General features: G+C 63.9%; 18 protein-coding genes. 5 read left to right on the top strand and 13 right to left on the bottom strand.

The features are described from left to right. Positions 1-91 precede the first annotated feature (91 nt). The gene (locus tag AC07UB_RS19445) at positions 92-1,537 is read left to right on the top strand and encodes a cell wall hydrolase (RefSeq protein WP_494653976.1); all 1,446 of its coding nucleotides are present in this window, start codon (positions 92-94) and stop codon (positions 1,535-1,537) included. 142 nt (positions 1,538-1,679) lie between these two features. Here AC07UB_RS19445 and nadC read toward each other — a convergent pair whose 3' ends face one another. From nadC to nadA, 3 genes are read right to left on the bottom strand one after another with little or no spacing between them, the layout of a single operon-like run. Beyond that, positions 1,680-2,573, bottom strand: a complete 894-nt coding sequence (gene nadC / locus AC07UB_RS19440; RefSeq protein WP_492792151.1) for a carboxylating nicotinate-nucleotide diphosphorylase — start codon at positions 2,571-2,573, stop codon at positions 1,680-1,682. Beyond that, positions 2,570-4,177, bottom strand: coding sequence for an L-aspartate oxidase (locus AC07UB_RS19435; protein WP_494653977.1), 1,608 nt, complete (start codon positions 4,175-4,177; stop codon positions 2,570-2,572). Before AC07UB_RS19435 ends, nadC begins: the two co-directional genes overlap by 4 nt. An 8-nt stretch (positions 4,178-4,185) precedes the next feature. Then, on the bottom strand, positions 4,186-5,298 hold the full coding sequence (gene nadA / locus AC07UB_RS19430; protein WP_492792153.1) for a quinolinate synthase NadA: 1,113 nt from the start codon (positions 5,296-5,298) through the stop codon (positions 4,186-4,188). A 295-nt stretch (positions 5,299-5,593) separates the two neighbouring features. On the opposite strand from nadA, the gene acuI reads away from it, so the two are divergent. After that, on the top strand, positions 5,594-6,580 hold the full coding sequence (gene acuI, locus AC07UB_RS19425; RefSeq protein ID WP_494653979.1) for an acrylyl-CoA reductase (NADPH): 987 nt from the start codon (positions 5,594-5,596) through the stop codon (positions 6,578-6,580). 140 nt (positions 6,581-6,720) lie between these two features. After that, on the top strand, positions 6,721-7,266 hold the full coding sequence (locus tag AC07UB_RS19420; RefSeq protein WP_492792155.1) for a hypothetical protein: 546 nt from the start codon (positions 6,721-6,723) through the stop codon (positions 7,264-7,266). A gap of 24 nt (positions 7,267-7,290) precedes the next feature. On the opposite strand, the gene AC07UB_RS19415 is transcribed toward AC07UB_RS19420, so the two are convergent. The 6 genes from AC07UB_RS19415 to ygfZ all read right to left on the bottom strand — a co-directional run bounded on the left by AC07UB_RS19415 (position 7,291) and on the right by ygfZ (position 13,760). Then, a complete protein-coding gene (locus tag AC07UB_RS19415; protein ID WP_494653981.1) occupies positions 7,291-9,963 on the bottom strand; it encodes a DUF2339 domain-containing protein in 2,673 nt (890 codons plus the stop codon). A 71-nt stretch (positions 9,964-10,034) separates the two neighbouring features. Beyond that, entirely contained in the window at positions 10,035-11,018 is a 984-nt protein-coding gene (locus tag AC07UB_RS19410) for an NUDIX hydrolase (RefSeq protein ID WP_494653983.1), read from the bottom strand. A gap of 46 nt (positions 11,019-11,064) precedes the next feature. Then, on the bottom strand, positions 11,065-11,571 hold the full coding sequence (locus AC07UB_RS19405) for a tyrosine phosphatase family protein (RefSeq protein WP_492792158.1): 507 nt from the start codon (positions 11,569-11,571) through the stop codon (positions 11,065-11,067). A gap of 79 nt (positions 11,572-11,650) precedes the next feature. Continuing rightward, on the bottom strand, positions 11,651-12,265 hold the full coding sequence (locus tag AC07UB_RS19400) for a YfbR-like 5'-deoxynucleotidase (protein ID WP_492792785.1): 615 nt from the start codon (positions 12,263-12,265) through the stop codon (positions 11,651-11,653). Further along, positions 12,262-12,882 (bottom strand): DNA-3-methyladenine glycosylase I, encoded by a 621-nt coding sequence (locus AC07UB_RS19395; protein WP_492792159.1) that lies wholly within the window; start codon positions 12,880-12,882, stop codon positions 12,262-12,264. Before AC07UB_RS19395 ends, AC07UB_RS19400 begins: the two co-directional genes overlap by 4 nt. Then, positions 12,879-13,760, bottom strand: coding sequence for a CAF17-like 4Fe-4S cluster assembly/insertion protein YgfZ (gene ygfZ / locus AC07UB_RS19390; RefSeq protein ID WP_492792160.1), 882 nt, complete (start codon positions 13,758-13,760; stop codon positions 12,879-12,881). Before ygfZ ends, AC07UB_RS19395 begins: the two co-directional genes overlap by 4 nt. Positions 13,761-13,898: 138 nt before the next feature. Here ygfZ and AC07UB_RS19385 point away from each other — a divergent pair, with 138 nt between their 5' ends. Further along, positions 13,899-15,233, top strand: coding sequence for a dihydroorotase (locus tag AC07UB_RS19385; RefSeq protein WP_492792161.1), 1,335 nt, complete (start codon positions 13,899-13,901; stop codon positions 15,231-15,233). A gap of 964 nt (positions 15,234-16,197) precedes the next feature. Here the strand turns inward: AC07UB_RS19385 and AC07UB_RS19380 are convergent. From AC07UB_RS19380 to AC07UB_RS19365, 4 genes are all read right to left on the bottom strand, one after another. Then, the gene (locus tag AC07UB_RS19380) at positions 16,198-16,464 is read right to left on the bottom strand and encodes a hypothetical protein (protein WP_492792162.1); all 267 of its coding nucleotides are present in this window, start codon (positions 16,462-16,464) and stop codon (positions 16,198-16,200) included. A 192-nt stretch (positions 16,465-16,656) separates the two neighbouring features. Next, on the bottom strand, positions 16,657-17,034 hold the full coding sequence (locus AC07UB_RS19375; protein ID WP_492792786.1) for a TIGR02301 family protein: 378 nt from the start codon (positions 17,032-17,034) through the stop codon (positions 16,657-16,659). Positions 17,035-17,090: 56 nt separating this feature from the next. Further along, entirely contained in the window at positions 17,091-17,516 is a 426-nt protein-coding gene (locus AC07UB_RS19370; RefSeq protein ID WP_492792163.1) for an NUDIX hydrolase, read from the bottom strand. Position 17,517: 1 nt separating this feature from the next. Continuing rightward, positions 17,518-18,036: a hypothetical protein gene (locus tag AC07UB_RS19365; protein ID WP_492792164.1), complete on the bottom strand. Its 519-nt coding sequence runs from the start codon at positions 18,034-18,036 to the stop codon at positions 17,518-17,520. Between the two features lie 108 nt (positions 18,037-18,144). Between AC07UB_RS19365 and AC07UB_RS19360 the strand changes: the two genes are divergently transcribed. Then, positions 18,145-18,936, top strand: a complete 792-nt coding sequence (locus tag AC07UB_RS19360) for an SOS response-associated peptidase (protein ID WP_492792165.1) — start codon at positions 18,145-18,147, stop codon at positions 18,934-18,936. Positions 18,937-18,948 lie beyond the last annotated feature (12 nt).

Here is an 18,948-nt window from a genome sequence, read left to right as displayed (position 1 = left end):
CTTTAATTCGATACCAACGAAATTGATCGGATTGTACTGAACGTGCGGTTCGATCGCGTGTGCATAAGCGTACAGTTGCGTGAGCGTATCGATGTCTGTGTTGCGTAACGGGTCGAAGGGCGCGCGGTTCGCGCCCTTCGGCTTTGTTCTCTGTCTTCTGACAGTGAGCCCGACCGAAATCGGCTATCAGGATATCGCTTCGTTGCTGGCGCGCCAGCCCGGCGTCGCAGAGCGCTGGCAGCAGCACATGTTCTCCTCCTCGCGCCGCATGTTGCAGGTCGCGTCGTTCAATCTGCCGCGCCCGATGGGCACGCACACGTCCGAAACCGCCCCTTATCGTCTGGCCAGTCTCGACAGCCAGGGCGTCGACGTCACCGGCTCGATCGGCAACGAGCCGCTCGGGCAGGTTTTGCGGCCGCTGCAAAAATCGGATTTTCCAAAGGTTGTGCGTTCGTCGAAGGGCGACCGTCTGCCGGTTCGCGCGCCGGAGCCCACAGCACCTGAAGCACCGCCACAGGCGACGCAGGAGCAGCCGAATTCAAACGCTTCGGTGCGCGGTGCGAAGACCGCGGACGCGGCCCCGGTCACGAATCCTGCCGCGCCGCTCGACGCTGAACTCGAAGCCGCACTGAACGCGCCACGTCTGTCGCAATACGAATCGACCTCGCTTCAGGGGCTTCCCGCCGATCATCCCCTGAATGCCTCTCCGGTGGATGCGAACAGCGAAGCCAGCGCGGTGACGCCGGAACTCAACCGCGACGGTTTTTCGTTCCAGTCAGCCACATTGTTTTTCGGAAACTCCTCGCTCGGCATGTCGAGCGGATCGCTGGAGCGTTGGCAGCCGGGCGAAGAGCCGATCATTGTGATCCCCGGCGTCGATCCGGACATGAAGCAGCCTGCCGCATTGCCGGCCGATCCCGCCGCGCCGTCGGCCGGTGGTGAAAGCGTCGCTAGCAAGGGTGCAGTCACCGGCGAGAGCCAGCGTCCGCGAACGCCGGCGGAGCGTCTCGGTCTCGACGCCAAGTCGCGCGCGAAGTCCGAGAAGTGCCTGACTGAAGCGATCTACTTTGAAGCGCGAGGCGAGGCGGTGCGCGGCCAGATGGCCGTGGCGCAGGTTGTCGTGAACCGCGCGTTCTCCGGCTACTACCCCACCACGGTCTGCGGCGTCGTCTACCAGAATTCGCATCGCCATCTGTCGTGCCAGTTCACCTTCGCCTGCGATGGCATCCGTGATGTGGTCAAAGAGCCCGAGATGTGGGAGCGCGCGAAGAAGATCGCGCAGGCGACGCTCGACGGCCGGCTGTGGCTGCCGGAAGTCGGCAAGTCGACGCACTATCACGCCTATTGGGTTCGCCCGTCGTGGGTCAACGAGATGAAGAAGATGTACAAGTATGGCGTGCATACCTTCTATCGTCCGCGCGCGTGGGGCGACGGCAAGGATGCGCCGACCTGGGGCACGGCGGCGGAGACGGCGGCGATTTCCGCCAAGCTCGCCGAAGCGGCCAAGAGTTCGGCCGAGATGACCGGGAAGCCCTGAGCTAAAGCTCTACCCGCTCTCCCAATACTATCGTCATGCCCGCGCTCGTCGCGGGCATCCACGTCTTTCTTTTCATCCAGATTTAGGACGTGGATGGCCGGGACGAGCCCGGCCATGACAACTGATAGCTTATTGTCAGTTGCTACGCATCGATATCCAGCGCCACGTCGAAGTTCGGCGCGGAATGCGTGAGCGCGCCGGCCGACACATAATCGACTCCGGTTGTCCCGATCTCGCCGATCGACGCCAGCGTCACGCCGCCGGACACTTCCAGCACCACGCGGCGATTGGCGATCTTCACGGCTTCGCGCAGCGTCGGGATATCCATGTTGTCGAGCATCACCACATCGGCAAGGCCTGTGGCCAGAACCTCGCGCAACTGATCGAGCGTATCGACCTCGATCTCGATCTTGACCAGATGCCCGGCATGGGCGCGGGCGCGCTCCAGCACGGCTTTCACGCCGCCGGCCACCGCGATGTGATTGTCCTTGATCAGGATCGCGTCGTCGAGGCCGAAGCGGTGATTGAAACCGCCGCCACAGCGCACCGCATACTTTTCCAGCGCGCGCAGTCCCGGCGTGGTCTTGCGGGTGTCGCAAACCCGCATCTTCGTCACACCGGCGTGACGGATATAATCCGAGGTCAGCGTGGCGATGCCGGACAAACGCCCGACAAAATTCAGCGCGGTCCGTTCGCCCGCGAGCACCGCGCGCGCCGGGCCGGAGATCGTCAGCACATGGACGCCCCTGGCGACGGCGTTGCCGTCGTGGACATGGGCCTGAATGTTGATGTCAGCCGACAGCCGCTGAAACACGGCCACGGCCAGCGGCAGCCCTGCGATCACGCCGGCCTGCCGCGCGACGAGAACTGCGTGGGCATGAACCGCCGGGGGTATTGTTGCCGCCGACGTCACGTCGCCGGCGCGGCCGAGATCTTCCGCGAGCGCGCGTGTGACGGCTTCCTCGATCGCAAGCGGCGACAGGAATGCGTTCGGATACATCAGAACCGCAGGATTGAGGACGTCGCTGATGCTCATGCGCGGGCTCCCGATGCGAATATTGCAACAGGCTCATCGCCTGTCATCGATGACGCGATCTTACGCGCTTCCGCGAGCGTCGTCATGGTGCGATGCCGCTGTGCCGGATCTTCCGCCGGGTAGTCGGATCGATCATGCGCGCCGCGGCTTTCGCGCCGCGACCATGCGGACGCCGCGACGATCAGCGCTGTGGTCGCCATGTTGCGCAAGGCGATATTGCCCGTGTCGCGCTCGATGGCTGCGAACGCTTGCACCGCTTCCATCAGCCGGCCGCCGTTGCGGACCACGCCGACATGCGAACTCATCATCGCGCGGAGATTGCGTTCCGTCAGCGACGGCATGGCGCAGTTGCGCGGCGTTGTTTCCGCCATCCGCACGGCGGGTGTTGCGAACGTGGCGCCGTTGATATCGTCCGCGATCCGCGCGGCATAGACCACGGCTTCGAGCAGCGAATTCGAGGCGAGGCGATTGGCGCCATGCGCGCCGGTGCTGGATACTTCGCCGCCGGCCCATAGTCCCTTCAGCGATGTGCGGCCGTGTTCGTCCACGGCGATGCCGCCCATATGATAATGCGCGGCGGGCGCGATTGGAATCGGCTGTGTCGCCGGATCGATGCCCGCCGCCTTGCAGCTTGCGTACACCGTCGGAAATTTTGTCTGGAACTTTGCGCCAATTGCTTTCGTCGCGTCGAGAAACGCGCCGCGACCTGCTGTGATTTCGGCGAACACGCCACGCGCGACGATGTCGCGCGGCGCAAGTTCTCCCAATGGATCGAGCGCCAGCATGAAGCGCTCGCCCTTGCTGTTGACGAGTGTCGCGCCTTCGCCGCGCAAGGCTTCCGTCGCCAGCGGCGCGGGGTCGCGTCCGACATCGAGAGCGGTGGGATGAAACTGCACGAATTCCGGATCGGCGATCACCGCGCCAGCGCGCGCCGCGATGGCGAGGCCGAGCCCGCTGGCCTCCACGGGGTTCGTCGTGACCGCATAGAGATGCCCGATGCCGCCGGTCGCCAGCACGATGGCGCGCGCTGCGAGCATGACGGGCTTTGCCGTCGCATCGTCCGCCTTGCGCAACTGCAATCCGGTGACCGCGCCGCCGTCCGTCAGCAGCGCTTCCGCGGTGAAGCCCTCGATGACGCGGATCGAGGGCGTGTTGCGCACCGCCTCGATCAGCGCGGCGATGATCGCCTTGCCGGCCCTGTCGCCCTGAACGTGGACGATGCGACGCGCCGAATGCGCGGCTTCGCGCCCCACCGCCAGTTTTCCTTCGAGGTCGCGGTCGAACGGCACGCCATATTGCAGCAGATCGTGAATCCGCGCGCCGGCCTCGCGAGCCAGCCCAAGCGCGACCACTTCATCGACGATGCCGCCGCCGACCGCGATGGTGTCGGCCGCATGCGCTTCGGCGCTGTCGCCGTCTGCAACAGCCGCTGCGATGCCACCTTGGGCCCATGCGCTGGACGCGCCTTCGCCGAGTGGCGCTGCCGAAATCACCGTGACGGGGCGGGGACTGAGTTTCAGCGCGCAGAACAGACCGGCGAGCCCGCCGCCGACGATGATGACGTCGGTGGCCGAGTCAGAATGCATCAATGCGGTGGTGGTCATGAGAGCCGTCAATTCTTCAAATTGATCATGCGTTCCACCGACTGCCGGGCGTTGCCGATGATCGCGGGATCGATGGTCACTTCCTCACGCATGTGGATCAGGCTGTCGAGAATCTTCGGTAGCGTGATGCGCTTCATGTGCGGGCACAGGTTGCACGGCTTGACGAACTCGACGTTCGGCAGTTCGGCCTGCACGTTGTCCGCCATCGAGCATTCGGTGACCATGACGATGCGCTTGGGCTGGTGCTTGCGGACCCAGTCGATCATGTGCGCGGTCGAGCCGGTGAAATCCGCCTCCGCGAGCACGTCGGGCGGGCATTCCGGATGCGCGATGATCTGCACGGCCGGATCGGCTTCGCGGTAGCTGCGCAACTCGTCGCCCGTGAAGCGCTCGTGCACCTCGCACGCGCCCTTCCACGCGATGATCTTCACGCTGGTTTTCGAGGCGACATATTTCGCCAGATACTGGTCGGGCAGGAAAATCACGGTGTCGGCGTTCAGGCTTTCCACCACCTGCACGGCGTTCGACGAGGTGCAGCAGATATCAACCTCCGCTTTCACGTCGGCAGATGTGTTGACATAGGCGACCACCGGCACGCCGGGGAAGCGTTCGCGCAGCAGCCGTACATCCGCGCCGGTGATGCTTGAGGCCAGCGAACAGCCGGCGCGTGAATCCGGGATCAGCACGGTCTTGTCCGGGTTCAGGATCTTCGAGGTTTCGGCCATGAAGTGCACGCCGCACTGGACGATGACCTTCTGCCTGACCTTGGTGGCCTCGCGCGCGAGCTGCAGCGAGTCGCCGCCGATGTCGGCGACGCAGTGAAAGATTTCCGGCGTCTGGTAGTTGTGCGCGAGGATCACGGCATCGCGCTGCGCCTTGAGATCGTTGATCGCCTTGACGTAAGGCGCCATGAACGGCCACTCGATTTCCGGAATGACGTTCTTCACCTTGGCGTAGAGATGCGCGGTGGCGCGCTCCACGTCGGGCGTCCATTCCAGCGACGGCATCGGCAGTGCGCGCGCACGTTCCGCATCGGTGATGCGGGCGCGGACGGCGCCCGCCGGGGGGCGGTGAACCGGATTCCCGAAATCGTCGGGACCGTAAATTCCTGAAATCGGCATCGCAGCCTCCTTGGTCGTCAAATATACTCAAGTTGAGCATATTTGGGCTTCGAGAAATCCGGCCTTTTGGGCCGGCGTCCAAACTCTGTTTCCGTTTTCGAGGTGACGGCTCAGGCGAGCCGCATTCCTTTCTTGCTTATTCTCATATCGAGCAAAACAAATATAACAGGTCGCTGGCGTCTCTGCCAGACGGGACGTCGGAATTTTCCGCATGGCGGAAATGCGCTTGGCAAATTGGACCAGACCAGCCAATCAGGGCCGGACTCGCGGCATACGGACATCACGGAGAACGGCTTTGGCGACTTTCAAGGCGATCAGGATCGAGAAGGCGGAAAAGGGCACCACGGCGGCGCTGACGCAGTTTGACGAGGCTGAACTGATGGACGGCGACGTCACCGTCGCGGTCGAGTGGTCCACGGTGAACTACAAGGACGGGCTCGCCCTCACCGGGAAATCGCCGGTGGTGCGCCGTTTCCCGATGATCGCCGGTATCGATTTCGCGGGCACGGTGCTGGAGTCGTCGCATGCGGGCTGGAAGGCCGGTGACAAGGTGATTTCCACCGGCTGGGGCCTCGGCGAAACGCATCTCGGCGCTTATGCCGAAAAAGCGCGCGTGAAGGGTGACTGGCTGGTGCGTCTGCCGGACGGCATGACCGCGCGTCAGGCGATGGCGATCGGCACCGCGGGCTTCACAGCGATGCTGTCGGTGCTGGCGCTGGAGAAGCATGGCGTCACGCCGAAAGACGGCCCGGTGGTGGTCACCGGCGCGGCGGGCGGCGTCGGCTCGGTTGCCGTCGCGCTGCTCTCCAAGCTCGGTTTCCATGTCATCGCCTCGACCGGCCGCGCCGCCGAGGCGGATTATCTGCGCGGTCTGGGCGCCGCCGAGATCATCGACCGGAACGAGTTGTCCGCACCGGGTAAACCGCTCGGCAAGGAACGCTGGGCGGGCGGCATCGACAGCGTCGGCTCCATCACGCTGGCCAACCTGCTGTCGATGACGAAGTACGGCGGTGCGATTGCCGCATGCGGGCTTGCCGCCGGTATGGATCTGCCGTCATCGGTTGCGCCTTTCATTTTGCGCGGGGTGTGCCTTTTGGGCATCGATTCCGTGATGTGCCCGATCGGGCCGCGCAAGGCGGCCTGGGCCCGGCTCGCAACAGATCTAGACCATGGGAAACTTGCTGAAATAACTACGGAAATCGGTCTTGCCGAGGTGATCGACGCCGGCCCCAGGATTCTCGCCGGCCAGTTGCGCGGCCGGACGGTGGTGAGAATTTCCTGAGGACGTTCAGACTTTACAAACCATGGTGCGCCAATGTTGCCATGGTTGGTATGGTAATCAGCGGGTTAAGGCCTAAACCGCCCGGCCGGGAGCCGAGCCGGTTTTCCAGACCCGCAAGTTCAGTCAGTTGGAGTCGCAACATGCTCGTGCGCATCGTTTTTGGAGCCCTTCTTGCCGGCTCAGTCGCAGTTCCGGCACTGGCGGAAAACCTGAATGCCGACGAAGCGCGCAAGTTCGTTTCCAACAAGATGTTCTCCTTCAATTGCTTCGACGGCACCAAGGGCGTCGGCAAGATCACGGACGACGGTGCCGCGGCGGGTGCGGTTCAGTTCAGCGGCGCCGGCCAGCCTCGCCATATGCGGCTGCCGTCCAACACGCTTCAGGTACGCGGCCAGCAGATTTGCGCCTCGATCAAGGGCATCCCGTTCGAGCCGTGCTTCAACCTGAACAAGACCGACAATGTCAGCTTCCGCGGCTCGGTGTCCGGCATGGGCTTCGCCTATTGCGATTTCCGCCGTCACGGCAATGCGCGCGTCTTCCTTGCGCGTTCGATCTCGAAGCCGCGTTCGCTTCGCGCGCCGGGTGTGACCCGATCCGCCGACGCCGCTGCGTCGCGTGCCGAGGTGCGTCCGGCTTCGGTTCAAAGCGAAGCGCCGCTTGAGTTGCGCCGCTCCGCCAGCGAGTAATCTATCGCCACTTTGGAATATCGATCACGCCGCCGGGCTGCCTTGAGCCGGCGGCGCTTTCGTCTGCTTGAACAGGATGCGCTGATACAGCCATCCGATTGCGACCAACACCAATCCCAGACCGATGAACGAGAACGCCCGGTAGGCGCCGGTCAGATTCGACATGTCGATCAGGAACACCTTGAGGATGGTGACGGCGATCATCACCGCCGAGGCAAGCCGTGCGCGCTGCGACGGCAGCAGCAATCCGATCCCGAGCAGGACCACGCCGAACACCAGCCACGCCACCGAGTAGGTGTATTGCTCGGCGTCGAAGGTGCGGAAGCTGTTCAGGAACGGGCCGTGATAGAGCCTGCGGATTTCCAGCGTGATCCAGGCCAGCGCAAGGATCAGCGCACCCGCCGCGATGGTGTTGGCATAGGCCGCCGCGCGGCGTCCCGCCACCGCATAGGACAACAGCAGCGCGAGCACGGCCGGGATCGCATAGCCGAGGATCAACTGGTTGATGAACGGTCCGGTGATCTCGATGCTCCGCATCAGCGGGTTGGCGATGCCGAACAATCCAAGGACAACCGCGAGACCTGCGAAGCACGTCAGCAGCAGCGCGCCGATGTTGTGGATGACGCTGCCCGTCCGTATCCGAAGCCGTTCAAGCCCGATGGCCATCGCAAGCGCGACGCAGACCTGCAGGCCGATCTCGATCAGGCTCGACGATTTACTGTAGATGTCGCCGTTGTTGACGTAGTGGCGGATTTCCGTGAAGGCGAGCAGCACCGTGAACAGGATCGCCGCGGCTTCGACGCTGCGCAGCGGCGCGTCGTCGCCGCGCCTGCGCAGGAAGATGCTGCCGAGCCAGAATGACGCCGCCGGAATGCCGTAGCCGAGCAGCAGCCAGTTGAAGATCGGCGTGGTGCCGACGTCGTTGCCGGCGATGCGCGGTTCGTAACCGATCCGCAGCACAACGATGCCGGCAAGGATCGCGGCGAGCGATCGCAGGAACGGGATCGGCCGCTTCATCGAAATCCAGGCAGTGCCGAGCGACATCAAGGCGAGCGCGATGGTGAGCCAGCCCTTTTCCAGCGCGAACGTAAACGCCAGCGCCAGCGCAGCCAGCGTGCCCGTGGCGAACAGGGCAGTCGCGATGGCCTGTCCCGGCCGCGGATCGCGCTTGGTCAGAAGCTCGGTCGCCCAAGCGAATGCGGCGGCGAGCGCAATGGCGATGATCGCGAACGGGATCGAACGGTCGAGATGCGCGATGCGGGCATAGAGCGCGATCAGCAGCGCCAGCGGCGTGAACACACCCGCCGCGGCCCAGATCACGGGAATGATCGCGCCGATGGAACGGCCCTGCGCCAGGAAACCCGCCGCGCCGAATGCGGCGCTGAAACCTGCCGCCGTGACCAGATGCATGGTGATCGAACCGTCGTCCGCGCGCGGGCCGATGCCGGGCATTGGACCGCCGGGCGCGACCGCGAGATCGGGATTGGCGCGGATCGCCCATTCCGCGAACACCGCGAACACCAGCAATGCTGCGGCGGCAATTGTGCCGGTCGCGCTTTCCGCGCGCCATGCGATGGCGAAGGTGGCCGCGACCAGCAACGTGAACACGATCATGGCGGGGTCGGAATGGTTGTTGATGAGAACCAGCGCCGTTGCGCCGAACAGGAACACGCCCAGCGAAATCGTAGACACCGGCTCGACACGGCCCTGTTCAGCCGGCGGACCGAACATGAATCCGGCGACCACCAGCAACGCGGCAAGTGCGAAGCTTGCGATGATATCGAATGCTTGAGGGCCGAACGTATTGGGACGGAAAATGTCAAACAGCATCCAGAACGCGCCGAACGCGATCGTGGTGACGGCCAGCCAGCGCCACAGGCGAATCCGCGCCAGACCGAACGCGGCTGCGGTGACGATGGCGATATAGATGTAGAGCGCCCAGTAATCCGGCTTGTCCGACGACACCAGCACCGGCGTGACGAATGCGCCGACCACGCCGAGGCCGGCGAGCGAGGGTCCATGCAGCAGCGCGGCGGCGAGCGTGCCGAGCGCAACCGCGCCGAGCAGCACGAACGCGACCGGAGGCGAGAGAAAGCCGTAAAGCGCGTATGCCGAATAGACGGTCGCGAACGCCACCGCGGTGCCGGCGGCGGTGAGGATTGCGGGAATGTTGGCCTTTGGCAGCGCCGCAATCGGCAAGAGACTTTCCTTGCGGCGCGCATATTCGCCGGTGGCGAGCAGCGCCAGCGCGAACAGGCCGCCGAGCAATATGCGCGTGCCGGGGCCGAGCAGGCCCGCCTCGATGGAGTATTTGACGAGAAACAGACCGCCGAGCGCCAGCGTCAATCCGCCGATCCATACCACCCAGCGGGTGCCAAGTCTTTCTTCAAGGCCGGGCCCCTGCTGTGCGGCAGCGGAAGCCGAAACATCCGGCGTGGCGGCGGCAATCTCTTCATATCGCGGCCTATCGACGGGAAGCGGCGGCGGCACCGGCGCGGGCCGTTCGGAATCCACGGTCGTCTCGGGGACAATCGGCGGTGCGAGGGGCGCATCTGTTGGCAAGGTTGCGGGACGCACACCGCTTGCGAGCGAGGTTTCAAGCAGCGTCAGCCGCGCCTGAATTTCTTTCAGGCGCATGGATGCCTTGCGCGCTATGGCAATTGCGACAATGGCAAGAACGAGTGAAATGAATTCCATAAATCCTCCTTGCGCGATCCATTGCCGCATCGGCGGCGGATCGGATCGCGCGAAATAACTGTCACAACACCCTAACGCCGGCCGCGCACACGCAATCCCGGTGCAGGCCGTTCCTGCAAGACTTCACGGCGGAAGCGAAACAGCGCAGCCGGCCGTCCGCCGGTCTGGGTGGACATCTCGCCGGTCGGTTCGACCAGCGCGCCATTTTCCACCAGACGGCGAAAATTCTGTTTGTGCAAATGACGCCCCGAGATGGCCTCAACGGTCCGCTGCAATTCAGTTAGTGTGAACTCCGGCGGCAGAAGTTCAAACACCACGGGACGATATTTCAGTTTGGCGCGCAACCGCGCAATGGCGGTGGCGAGAATGCGCCGGTGGTCGAAACGCATCGGCGTGCCGAGGGGGGGCTGCGGCTTGCGCGCCAGCGCTGCCGGACGGCCGTCGCGCCGCGATTCCTCGATCAGCCCGGCCTCATAGAGCAGTTCGTAACGGTCGAGCACGCGCTCCTCGTCCCACTGCGCACCCTGGGTGCCGAAATAAAGCCGGACGCGGTCACCGCGGGCCAGCGCGCGCGCGGCATCCGGTTTTTCGGATTGCGCCGCCCAGGCCTCGAGCGCGGGCAAGATCTGTTTTTCGATGATGGCCGGTCGCGCCTCGCGCCAGTCCTCCCACGGGAAATAGCGATACCAGGGCTCGAACGTCGCGCCTGCGACCTGCGGTTTCGATGTGTTGTCGGCCGCGCGGGTCAGCGCGAGATAGCCGACCGAGGCGACATGCGCGTCGGTGTCGCCGCGCTGCGCATGGCGGCCGCGGTCGCCGAATGTGTAGAGCTGTTCGACATAACCGAGCCGCAGGCCGGTCTGCTCCTCGACCCATGCGCGCAGGCCGATCTCCAGCGTGCGGTGGGCGACCGCATCGAACGGGCCGAACGGCAGGCCCGCGAGTTTGTCGTCATCGCCGCCGGACGCCGTCAGGATCGAGGGTTCGTTGCCGTCGATGGAGACGATGGCCGCCGTCAGTCCGATCTCGATCGGTGTCAGGGCTTTATCGGTCATCGCGCATGAGCCTCGTCATCGCGAGGAGCGCAGCGACGAAGCAATCTCATTCGATCTCCACGCGGAACGGACGGCCCTCGATGCTCATGTTGCCCGGACCCATGTCGTCCAGCGCGCGGACCATTCGCCCGTCACGGCCCAGCACCTGATCGGCCAGCGTCACGATCAGGCGATTGGGATACGCGGTCGGCGATGCGGCGCGGATCTGCCGCGCGATGGAGGATTCGTCGCGGTGCGGATTGAGCGCGCAGGCCGCCATGAATGCGCTCGCGGTGGAGCGGCTGATTCCGGCGTAGCAGTGGATCACCATGGGCGCGGCGCGATCCCATTTGCGGATAAAGTTCAGCGCCTGCTCGACATGTACATGCGACGGTGCTGTGAACCCGTCCGCAGGCTCGTTGATGTCGTCCATCGAAATCCGCAGATGGTTGGCTTCGAGAACCGAGGCCGGACGCACGACCTGATTGACGTTAGCCATCACCGTGAGGATGTGGCTTGCGCCGAGAGCCTCGACAGTAGCGGGCAGGGCGGCAAGCGAGCAGACATGAATCATGGCGGTCCCTTATGTTCCGCACGAGTATATGCTTGCTGACTTCGCTCGTCATGCTGCACGGCAAACATGCCGTGGATGATTATGACAAAAGCGCCTTGAACCGCGCGAGAAACTGCTTTTCGGCCCGTCCGGCGGACCACGGCGTCACGTAGTCCTTCTCGGTGGCGGCCGGCAGCTTCGGATCCCGGCCGAACAGCCGCTTCGCTTCGGCCTCCCCGAAACCCGCAAGGTGGGTCGCTTCGAGATAGGCCGCGCCCATGTCCGCAGCCTTGATCTGCGCTTCGATCTCGGCAGGCAGGACCGCCGGCAGCCCGAAGCGGATATGGATTGCGGACAAGAGGCGTTTCTCGACGATCTTGTAGGAGCCGCCGATCACGGCCTTGAACGGCGAGATCATGTCGCCGATGACGTATTCCGGCGCGTCGTGCAGCATCGCCGCGAGCCGCACGCGATGATCGACACGCGGGGTCTGCGCGCGCAGCACCGCCTCGACCAGCAGCGTGTGCTGCGCGACGGAAAAAATATGCGCGCCGTGGGTCTGTCCGTTCCAGCGCGCGACACGGGCCAGGCCATGTGCGATGTCCTCGACCTCGATGTCGAGCGGCGAGGGATCGAGCAGGTCAAGGCGGCGGCCCGACAGCATGCGTTGCCAGGCGCGTCCAACCTTTGACGGGGAGAACTTCTTCGCGGTCATCTTGTCTTGCGCTTCGGCTTCTTCAACTTGCTGCATGTCTCATGGCAATGGCACGAGACGAGATGGTCGTTGACCATGCCGGTGGCCTGCATGAACGCATAGACGATCGTGGGTCCCACGAACTTGAAGCCGTGCCCGAGCAACGCCTTCGACATCTTGATGGAGACGGGCGTCGACGCAGGCACCGAGGCGGTCGTCTTGAACTGGTTGACCTTCGGCTTGCCGTCGACGAAATCCCACAGGAACTTTGAGAATCCCGGACCGTCTTCCATGATCTTCAGATAGGACTTCGCGCTGTTGATCGTGCCCTCGATCTTGGCGCGGTTGCGCACGATGCCGGCGTCGGCCATCAGCGCGGCGACTTTCTTGTCGCTGTAGCGCGCGATTTTCAAAGGCTCGAAATCGTCGAACGCCTTTCGGAAATTGTCGCGCTTGCGCAAAATCGTGATCCACGACAGGCCCGCCTGAAAGCCGTCGAGGATCAGCTTCTCGAACAGCGCGCGGTCGTCGTATTCCGGCACGCCCCATTCGGTGTCGTGATAGGCCATGTAAAGCGGGTCTTCGCCCGGCCACGGGCAGCGGATCAATCCGTCGTCGTGCAGCCGCGCGCTTTTCATGCGGACGCTTTCTTGGGCGCCTGCTTGATGTCGTCGAGCGCCACGATGCTGACGGGAAGGCCGCCTGCGGTCAGTGGCAATCCGGCGTCGAGCGCGTCGGAGACGCGGTCGGTCCGCAGCAGCGCGAGGCCAAGGCCGTTGGCCGACGAGCCCATGGTGCCGACGGACTTGTCGCCGGCGGTCACGGGGAGACCGATTTCGGGAACCGGCCCGTCCAGACGGACGCGCACGGTTCGCGTCCGCGCGGTGCCGCGATGCTGCATGCGTGAGACGACTTCCTGGCCGACATAGCAGCCCTTGTCGAAATCGACGCCGTGCAGCCGGTCCATGTTGGTTTCGTGCGGGAAGGCGTCGCCATAGATGAAATCGATGCCGCCGCGCGGGACGCCGCAGGCGATGCGATGCGCTTCATAAGCGTCGCTGTCGCTCACCTCCGCGCCGATGGCGGTCGCCGTTTCCTCCACGAGATCGTCCGGCACGACAATGCGCCAGCCGAGTTGCGAATCGCGGGGATCCTCAAACGCGAGGTCCGGCTTGACCGCTGGCGTGCCGTCCCACACCGCCAGCACGCCGAGTTGCGACGACAGGTTTTCGACGGTGACTTTCGCGCGCAGTTTGTAGAACCCGAGTTTCGTGGCGAAGGCTTGCGCCAGCGCCAGGGGCACGTCGAACACGAAGCCGCCGCCGTGGGCCTCGGGCGCTTCGGTCACCAGAAAGTCAGCGATGATCTTGCCCTGGGGCGTCAGCAGCGCGCCGAACCGTCCGAGCCCGGGTTTGACCAGATCGACATTCGTGGTCACGAGCCCGTCGAGGAATTTGCGGGCATCCTCGCCGCTGACCTTGACGATGCCGCGATCCGGCAGAAACGCTGCTTTCATGAGGTTTTCTCAGAATTTCTCGAAGTTCTTGGGGAAATGAATCCCGCGATTGTTACACCGCAACGTAAGGCGCTAAGGTGCAGACAACAAGGCCTGCGCGGCCTGCATTCAGTCCCAACACCAGACGAGTTTCGAGCATTGGCCCAGACATTTGATGTGATTCTAAAATCCGGCACCGTCGTCAATCAGGATGGCGAGGGCGTGCGGGACATCGGCATTACCAGTGGCCGGATCGCGGAAATCGGTTCGCTCGCCGGCGCCGGCGCCGGCGAGGTCATCGACTGCAAGGGGCTGCATATCCTGCCGGGCGTGATCGATACGCAGGTGCATTTCCGCGAACCGGGTCTCACGCACAAGGAAGATCTGGAAACCGGATCGCGCAGCGCGGTGATGGGCGGCGTCACCGCCGTGTTCGAGATGCCGAACACGAATCCCTTAACGGTGACGGAAGAAACCTTCACGGCGAAGGTGAAGGCCGGGCACCACCGGATGCATTGCGACTACGCCTTCTTCATCGGCGGCACCCGCGACAACGTCAATCATCTGCCCGATCTCGAACGCGCGCCGGGCTGCGCGGGGGTGAAGGTGTTCATCGGCTCATCCACCGGCTCGCTGCTGGTGGAGGACGACGACAGCTTGCGGCGCATCTTCAAGGTGATCCGCCGCCGCGCCGCGTTCCATGCCGAGGACGAGTATCGCCTCAACGACCGCAAGCATCTGCGCATCGAAGGCGATCCGCGCTCGCATCCGGTCTGGCGCGACGAGGACGCGGCGCTGATCGCGACCCAGCGGCTGGTGAACATCGCGCGCGAAACCGGCAAGCGCATCCACGTGCTGCACATCTCGACCCGGCAGGAAATTGAATATCTGCGCGACCACAAGGACGTCGCCTCGTGCGAAGCGACGCCGCATCATCTCACGCTTGCAGGTCCCGAGGCCTATGAGCGTCTCGGCACCCGCGCGCAGATGAATCCGCCGGTGCGCGACGCCGCCCACCGCGACGGTATCTGGCGCGGCATCGAGCAGGGCATCATCGACGTGCTGGGCTCGGATCACGCGCCACATACGCTGGAAGAAAAAGACAAGATCTATCCCGCATCGCCGTCCGGCATGACCGGCGTGCAGACGCTGGTGCCGATCATGCTGGATCATGTGAACGCGGGGAAACTGTCGCTGGCGCGCTTTGTCGATCTCAGCAGCGCCGGTCCGGCGCGGCTGTTCAACATTGCCCGCAAGGGCAGGATCGCGGCGGGCTACGACGCCGACTTCACCGTCGTCGACATGAAGCGTGAGGAAACCATCACCAACGAGTGGGTCGCGTCGCGCGCGGGCTGGACGCCGTATGACGGCGTGAAGGTCAAGGGCTGGCCGGTCGGCACCTTCGTGCGCGGCAAGCGCGTGATGTGGCAGGGTGAACTCACGACGCCATCGACCGGTGAGACGGTGCGGTTTCTGGAGACGCTGAAGGCGTAGGTGGCCGGGCCGCTATAGGTACGGATTTCCATTCTCCGTCATTCCGGGATGCGCTCTTGGCGCAGACCCGGAATGACAGTGCCACACACTCGATGTCGTCCCCGCGAAAGCGGGGACCCATAACCACCGAGCACCGTGGTGATGGCAAGACGACCGCTCCAGCATCTCCCTCAATCGAGAACTCAGGGAGTATGGGTCCCCGCTTTCGCGGGGACGACGTGGAGAGACTCTGAATGTGCCCGAAACATTTCGTGATGGGGATACACATCCCCGCGCTCCGGACCTCTCTTATGTTCAGCACGTCCTGTTCGTGAGGGGCGCTTCTCGAGGGCGCTTTGAAGCGGAGCAGGATGCGGCGCCTGCACGTGTGTTTCGCAAACACACGCTCGGGAGGCGCGATAAACGCAGACGGCGCAAGCTTGTCTGCGGGGTCACCGTCCGGGCCAACTACGTGGCTCTGCCGTTCGCGGCTGGACGCGGACAGGATGAAGGCGGGGAAATCCCGCCGGATAAAGACGCACCGCGTCCGTCCTGTCCCGGAAGTACGGTCCTCTCGCCCAAAATCGCTGCAGTGGAGCGCCGTGAGGCGATGCGCTTCCGGAGTTCATCGTCTCGCAAGCGATGCCGGGAGCGAAACAAGACAAAGGTGCGCTTTACGGCGCTCCATGCCCCTCGTTGTTTTGAGGGGGCGAAACCAAAAGCTCACCTCGCGCATGGCGCGAGAGCAAATGCGCGTGCGTGAATGGACGTGGCTGTTTGAAAACAGAATCGAGAATGCGAGGTGGTGCGAGACGTTCGCCACACCCACGATGTCGTCCCCGCGAAGGCGGGGACCCATAAGCACCAAACGTGGTGATGACGAAGGAAAGAGTTGGCCCGCTATCGCGACGATCGATGACTCAGGGAGTATGGGTCCCCGCCTTCGCGGGGACGACGTGGAGAGAGATTGCGCGGGATGAGTCGCTTACTGCCGGAATTCCACCACCGAGAATTCGCCGCTGCGGATGCGGCCGGCGAGGCCTTCGACGAACTTCGCCACGGCGTCTTCGCCGTAGGTGCTCACGAGTTCCGCGAACGCGGCGAACAGGCTGGCCTGCGCCAGGCAATCGCCGTCGACGCCATCGTGACGTGCTTCCGCCCATGCCTCGTTGAGGTAATTGAGAGCGGCGCGCTTCTGATCCTGGTCGGGCAGGAGATCGCGAGCGGAAACCCAATGGGAAGGATGCGACATGAAATCAAATGACCTGTGAACGCGAGCAGGTTGGGCCTGCGCGGTTGGAACTGCACAGAGCAATAGCATGCAGGGCAAGGGCCGCGAGACGGTTCTTTAGGAAAGGTTAACGCCGGGATTTCAACTTAACCTGTTATTTCCGGCATTCGCTTCGGAGCGCGGAAAACCGTCCCAAGAAATTCGGTGGATAATTCAGTTGGCGTAGCGCGCCGTCAGGTCTCGCGAGATTTTCGAGCCTTCTTCGAGGTAGCGGCGGATGGCGACATTCGCGGCGGGCGTGCAGGTGCGGTAGGTCTGCTGGAACCCGTTATAGCCGCGGTTGAAGCTCGCGATCATCCGGCTGCGGCGGTCGCCGCTCGGGGTTTCGGCGTCGACGAGGGCCTGCATTTCGCCGCGCCATTTCTGGCCCTCATTGGTGCCGCAGATTCCCCGCAGGTAATGCAGCGTGCCGAGGATTTCGGCCAGCCGTTGCAGGTCGCCGTCGAACGGCGCAGCCGCATCCTGGGCCCGGACCGAGCCGGAACCAGCCACTGCGACCACCAGAAAAACCGCGAAAATATGCTTCAGCATGAAGGCCGCCATATGCCCGTTCAACGGGCCGGAAGCAAGGCAGGCGCTGGTTGCTGTTATAATCCGAGCAGGGCGCGGGCCGACCGGATGGTGTCCTGCAGCCCGTGGGTAATAGGAAGGCCGCCCAGATCGCCGGGGGTCAGCCAGCGGGCGTCATCGAGTTCGTCGTTGAGCACGACGTCCCCCGCGGCCCAGCGGGCGGCAAACGGCAGGATGACGAAATGGCCGTGGCCGCCGGTTTTCGCCGGCAGCGCCTCGCGGTAGCCGATCAGGCCGACGATTTCGATCGTGAGGCCGGTTTCCTCCCGGATCTCGCGGGCCAGCGCTTCGGTCAGGCTTTCGCCGAATTCCACCCGGCCGCCGGGAAAGGTGTAGATGCCCTTCGAAGGCTCGCGGGCGCGGCGGACCAGCAGGATCTTGCCGTCACGGAAGATGCCGGCGCTGACGGCCAGTTGCGGGCCGGTGTGCGGAGTCGCGGTCATGTCACTGGCTCATGATGCGGTCGACGTCGTCGTCGCTGCTGCCGCCATTGATCATGGAGCCCGCCAGCGTCACCAGCGGCTTGACCCAGCCGGCCGCCTGTTCGGCGAGGATGGTGCGGGTTTCAGTGTGCCGGGCCTGACGCATGGCCGTTCCGACAGTGGTCAGGATCGAGGTCATCGTCGCGGTGATATTGTCGAATTCGGTGCGGACGGCCGGATCGCTCGAATCATAGGCGCTGATGGCAAGCTCGCGGGCCTTGAAATTGGACGCCGCGAAATGCTCGCGATAGCTCAGCGGATGCCACTCCAGGAAGTCGTCGGCGCATTCGGGGATGTCGGGGATCATTTCAAGCAGCATGATCGCTTCGTTGAAATGATTCAGGTAATCGGTGGCAAGGCCGGTGCGGGGATTGATGTTGGCCTCGAGCAGACGGCGCGCGCGCATGTCCGCCGCCAGAGCGGCATCGTCCGGGCCGATCTCGTCGTCAGGGGACTCGGCTTGGAGGGCTGAATGCGACATTACCGCCGATGTTTGGGCATTGGGGGTTAAAGGTGGCTGAAGAAGTCCCGTTTATGTGTCACTTTCTGCCGCCGAACGTTATTTTTTGAGCTCTTTTTGAGTCTTTTCATGTGCGGTCGATACGTCATTACCTCGTCCCCCGAAGCGCTGCGCCGGCTGTTCGACTATAACGAGCAGCCGAATTTTCCGCCCCGGCATAACGTTGCGCCGACCCAGCCCGTGCCGGTGGTGATCCTCGAAAACGGCATTCGCCAGTTCAAACTGATGCGCTGGGGTTTCCTACCGTCATGGGTGAAAGATCCCGGCAAATTCGCGCTGGTCATCAACGCGCGTTCCGAAACCGTGCTTGAAAAGCCGTCATTCCGGAATGCCATCAGGCGGCGGCGCTGCGTGCTGCCGGCGGATGGATACTACGAGTGGCAAGCGTGGCCGGGGCGCAAACGTCCGCACTATATTCGCCGGCGCGACGGTGCGCCGATGGGTTTTGCGGGTGTCGCGGAAACCTGGACGGGGCCGAACGGCGAGGAGGTCGATACGGTCGCCATCGTCACCGCCGCGGCGGCCCCGGAAATGGCTCTGCTGCACGATCGCGTTCCGGTGACGATCGATCCGCGAGATTTCGATCGCTGGCTCGACGGCAATCTCACCGATGCGGAGAGCGCGATGGACATGATGATCGCGCCGCCGCCGGGAACGTTCGTCTGGCATGAGATTTCGACGGCGGTCAATCGCGTCGCCAATGACAGCGCGGAACTGCTGCTGCCGTTCAGCGCGGAAGACGCGGAAGCCGAGGCCTTGCTCGAGAAAAAACAGCGCGACGACGAGAGGCAAGTAGCAAAGGTCTTGCGACCGAAGACTCCGCCCGCGAAGCCGGACGACGGGCAGGGCAGTTTGTTTTAGTGCGGAGGATTT

The sequence above is a fragment of the Afipia sp. GW821-FHT04G03 genome (genome assembly GCF_059419985.1).
The sequence above is the reverse complement of the archived record's forward strand: the minus strand, read 5'-3'. Positions and strand labels throughout refer to the sequence as shown.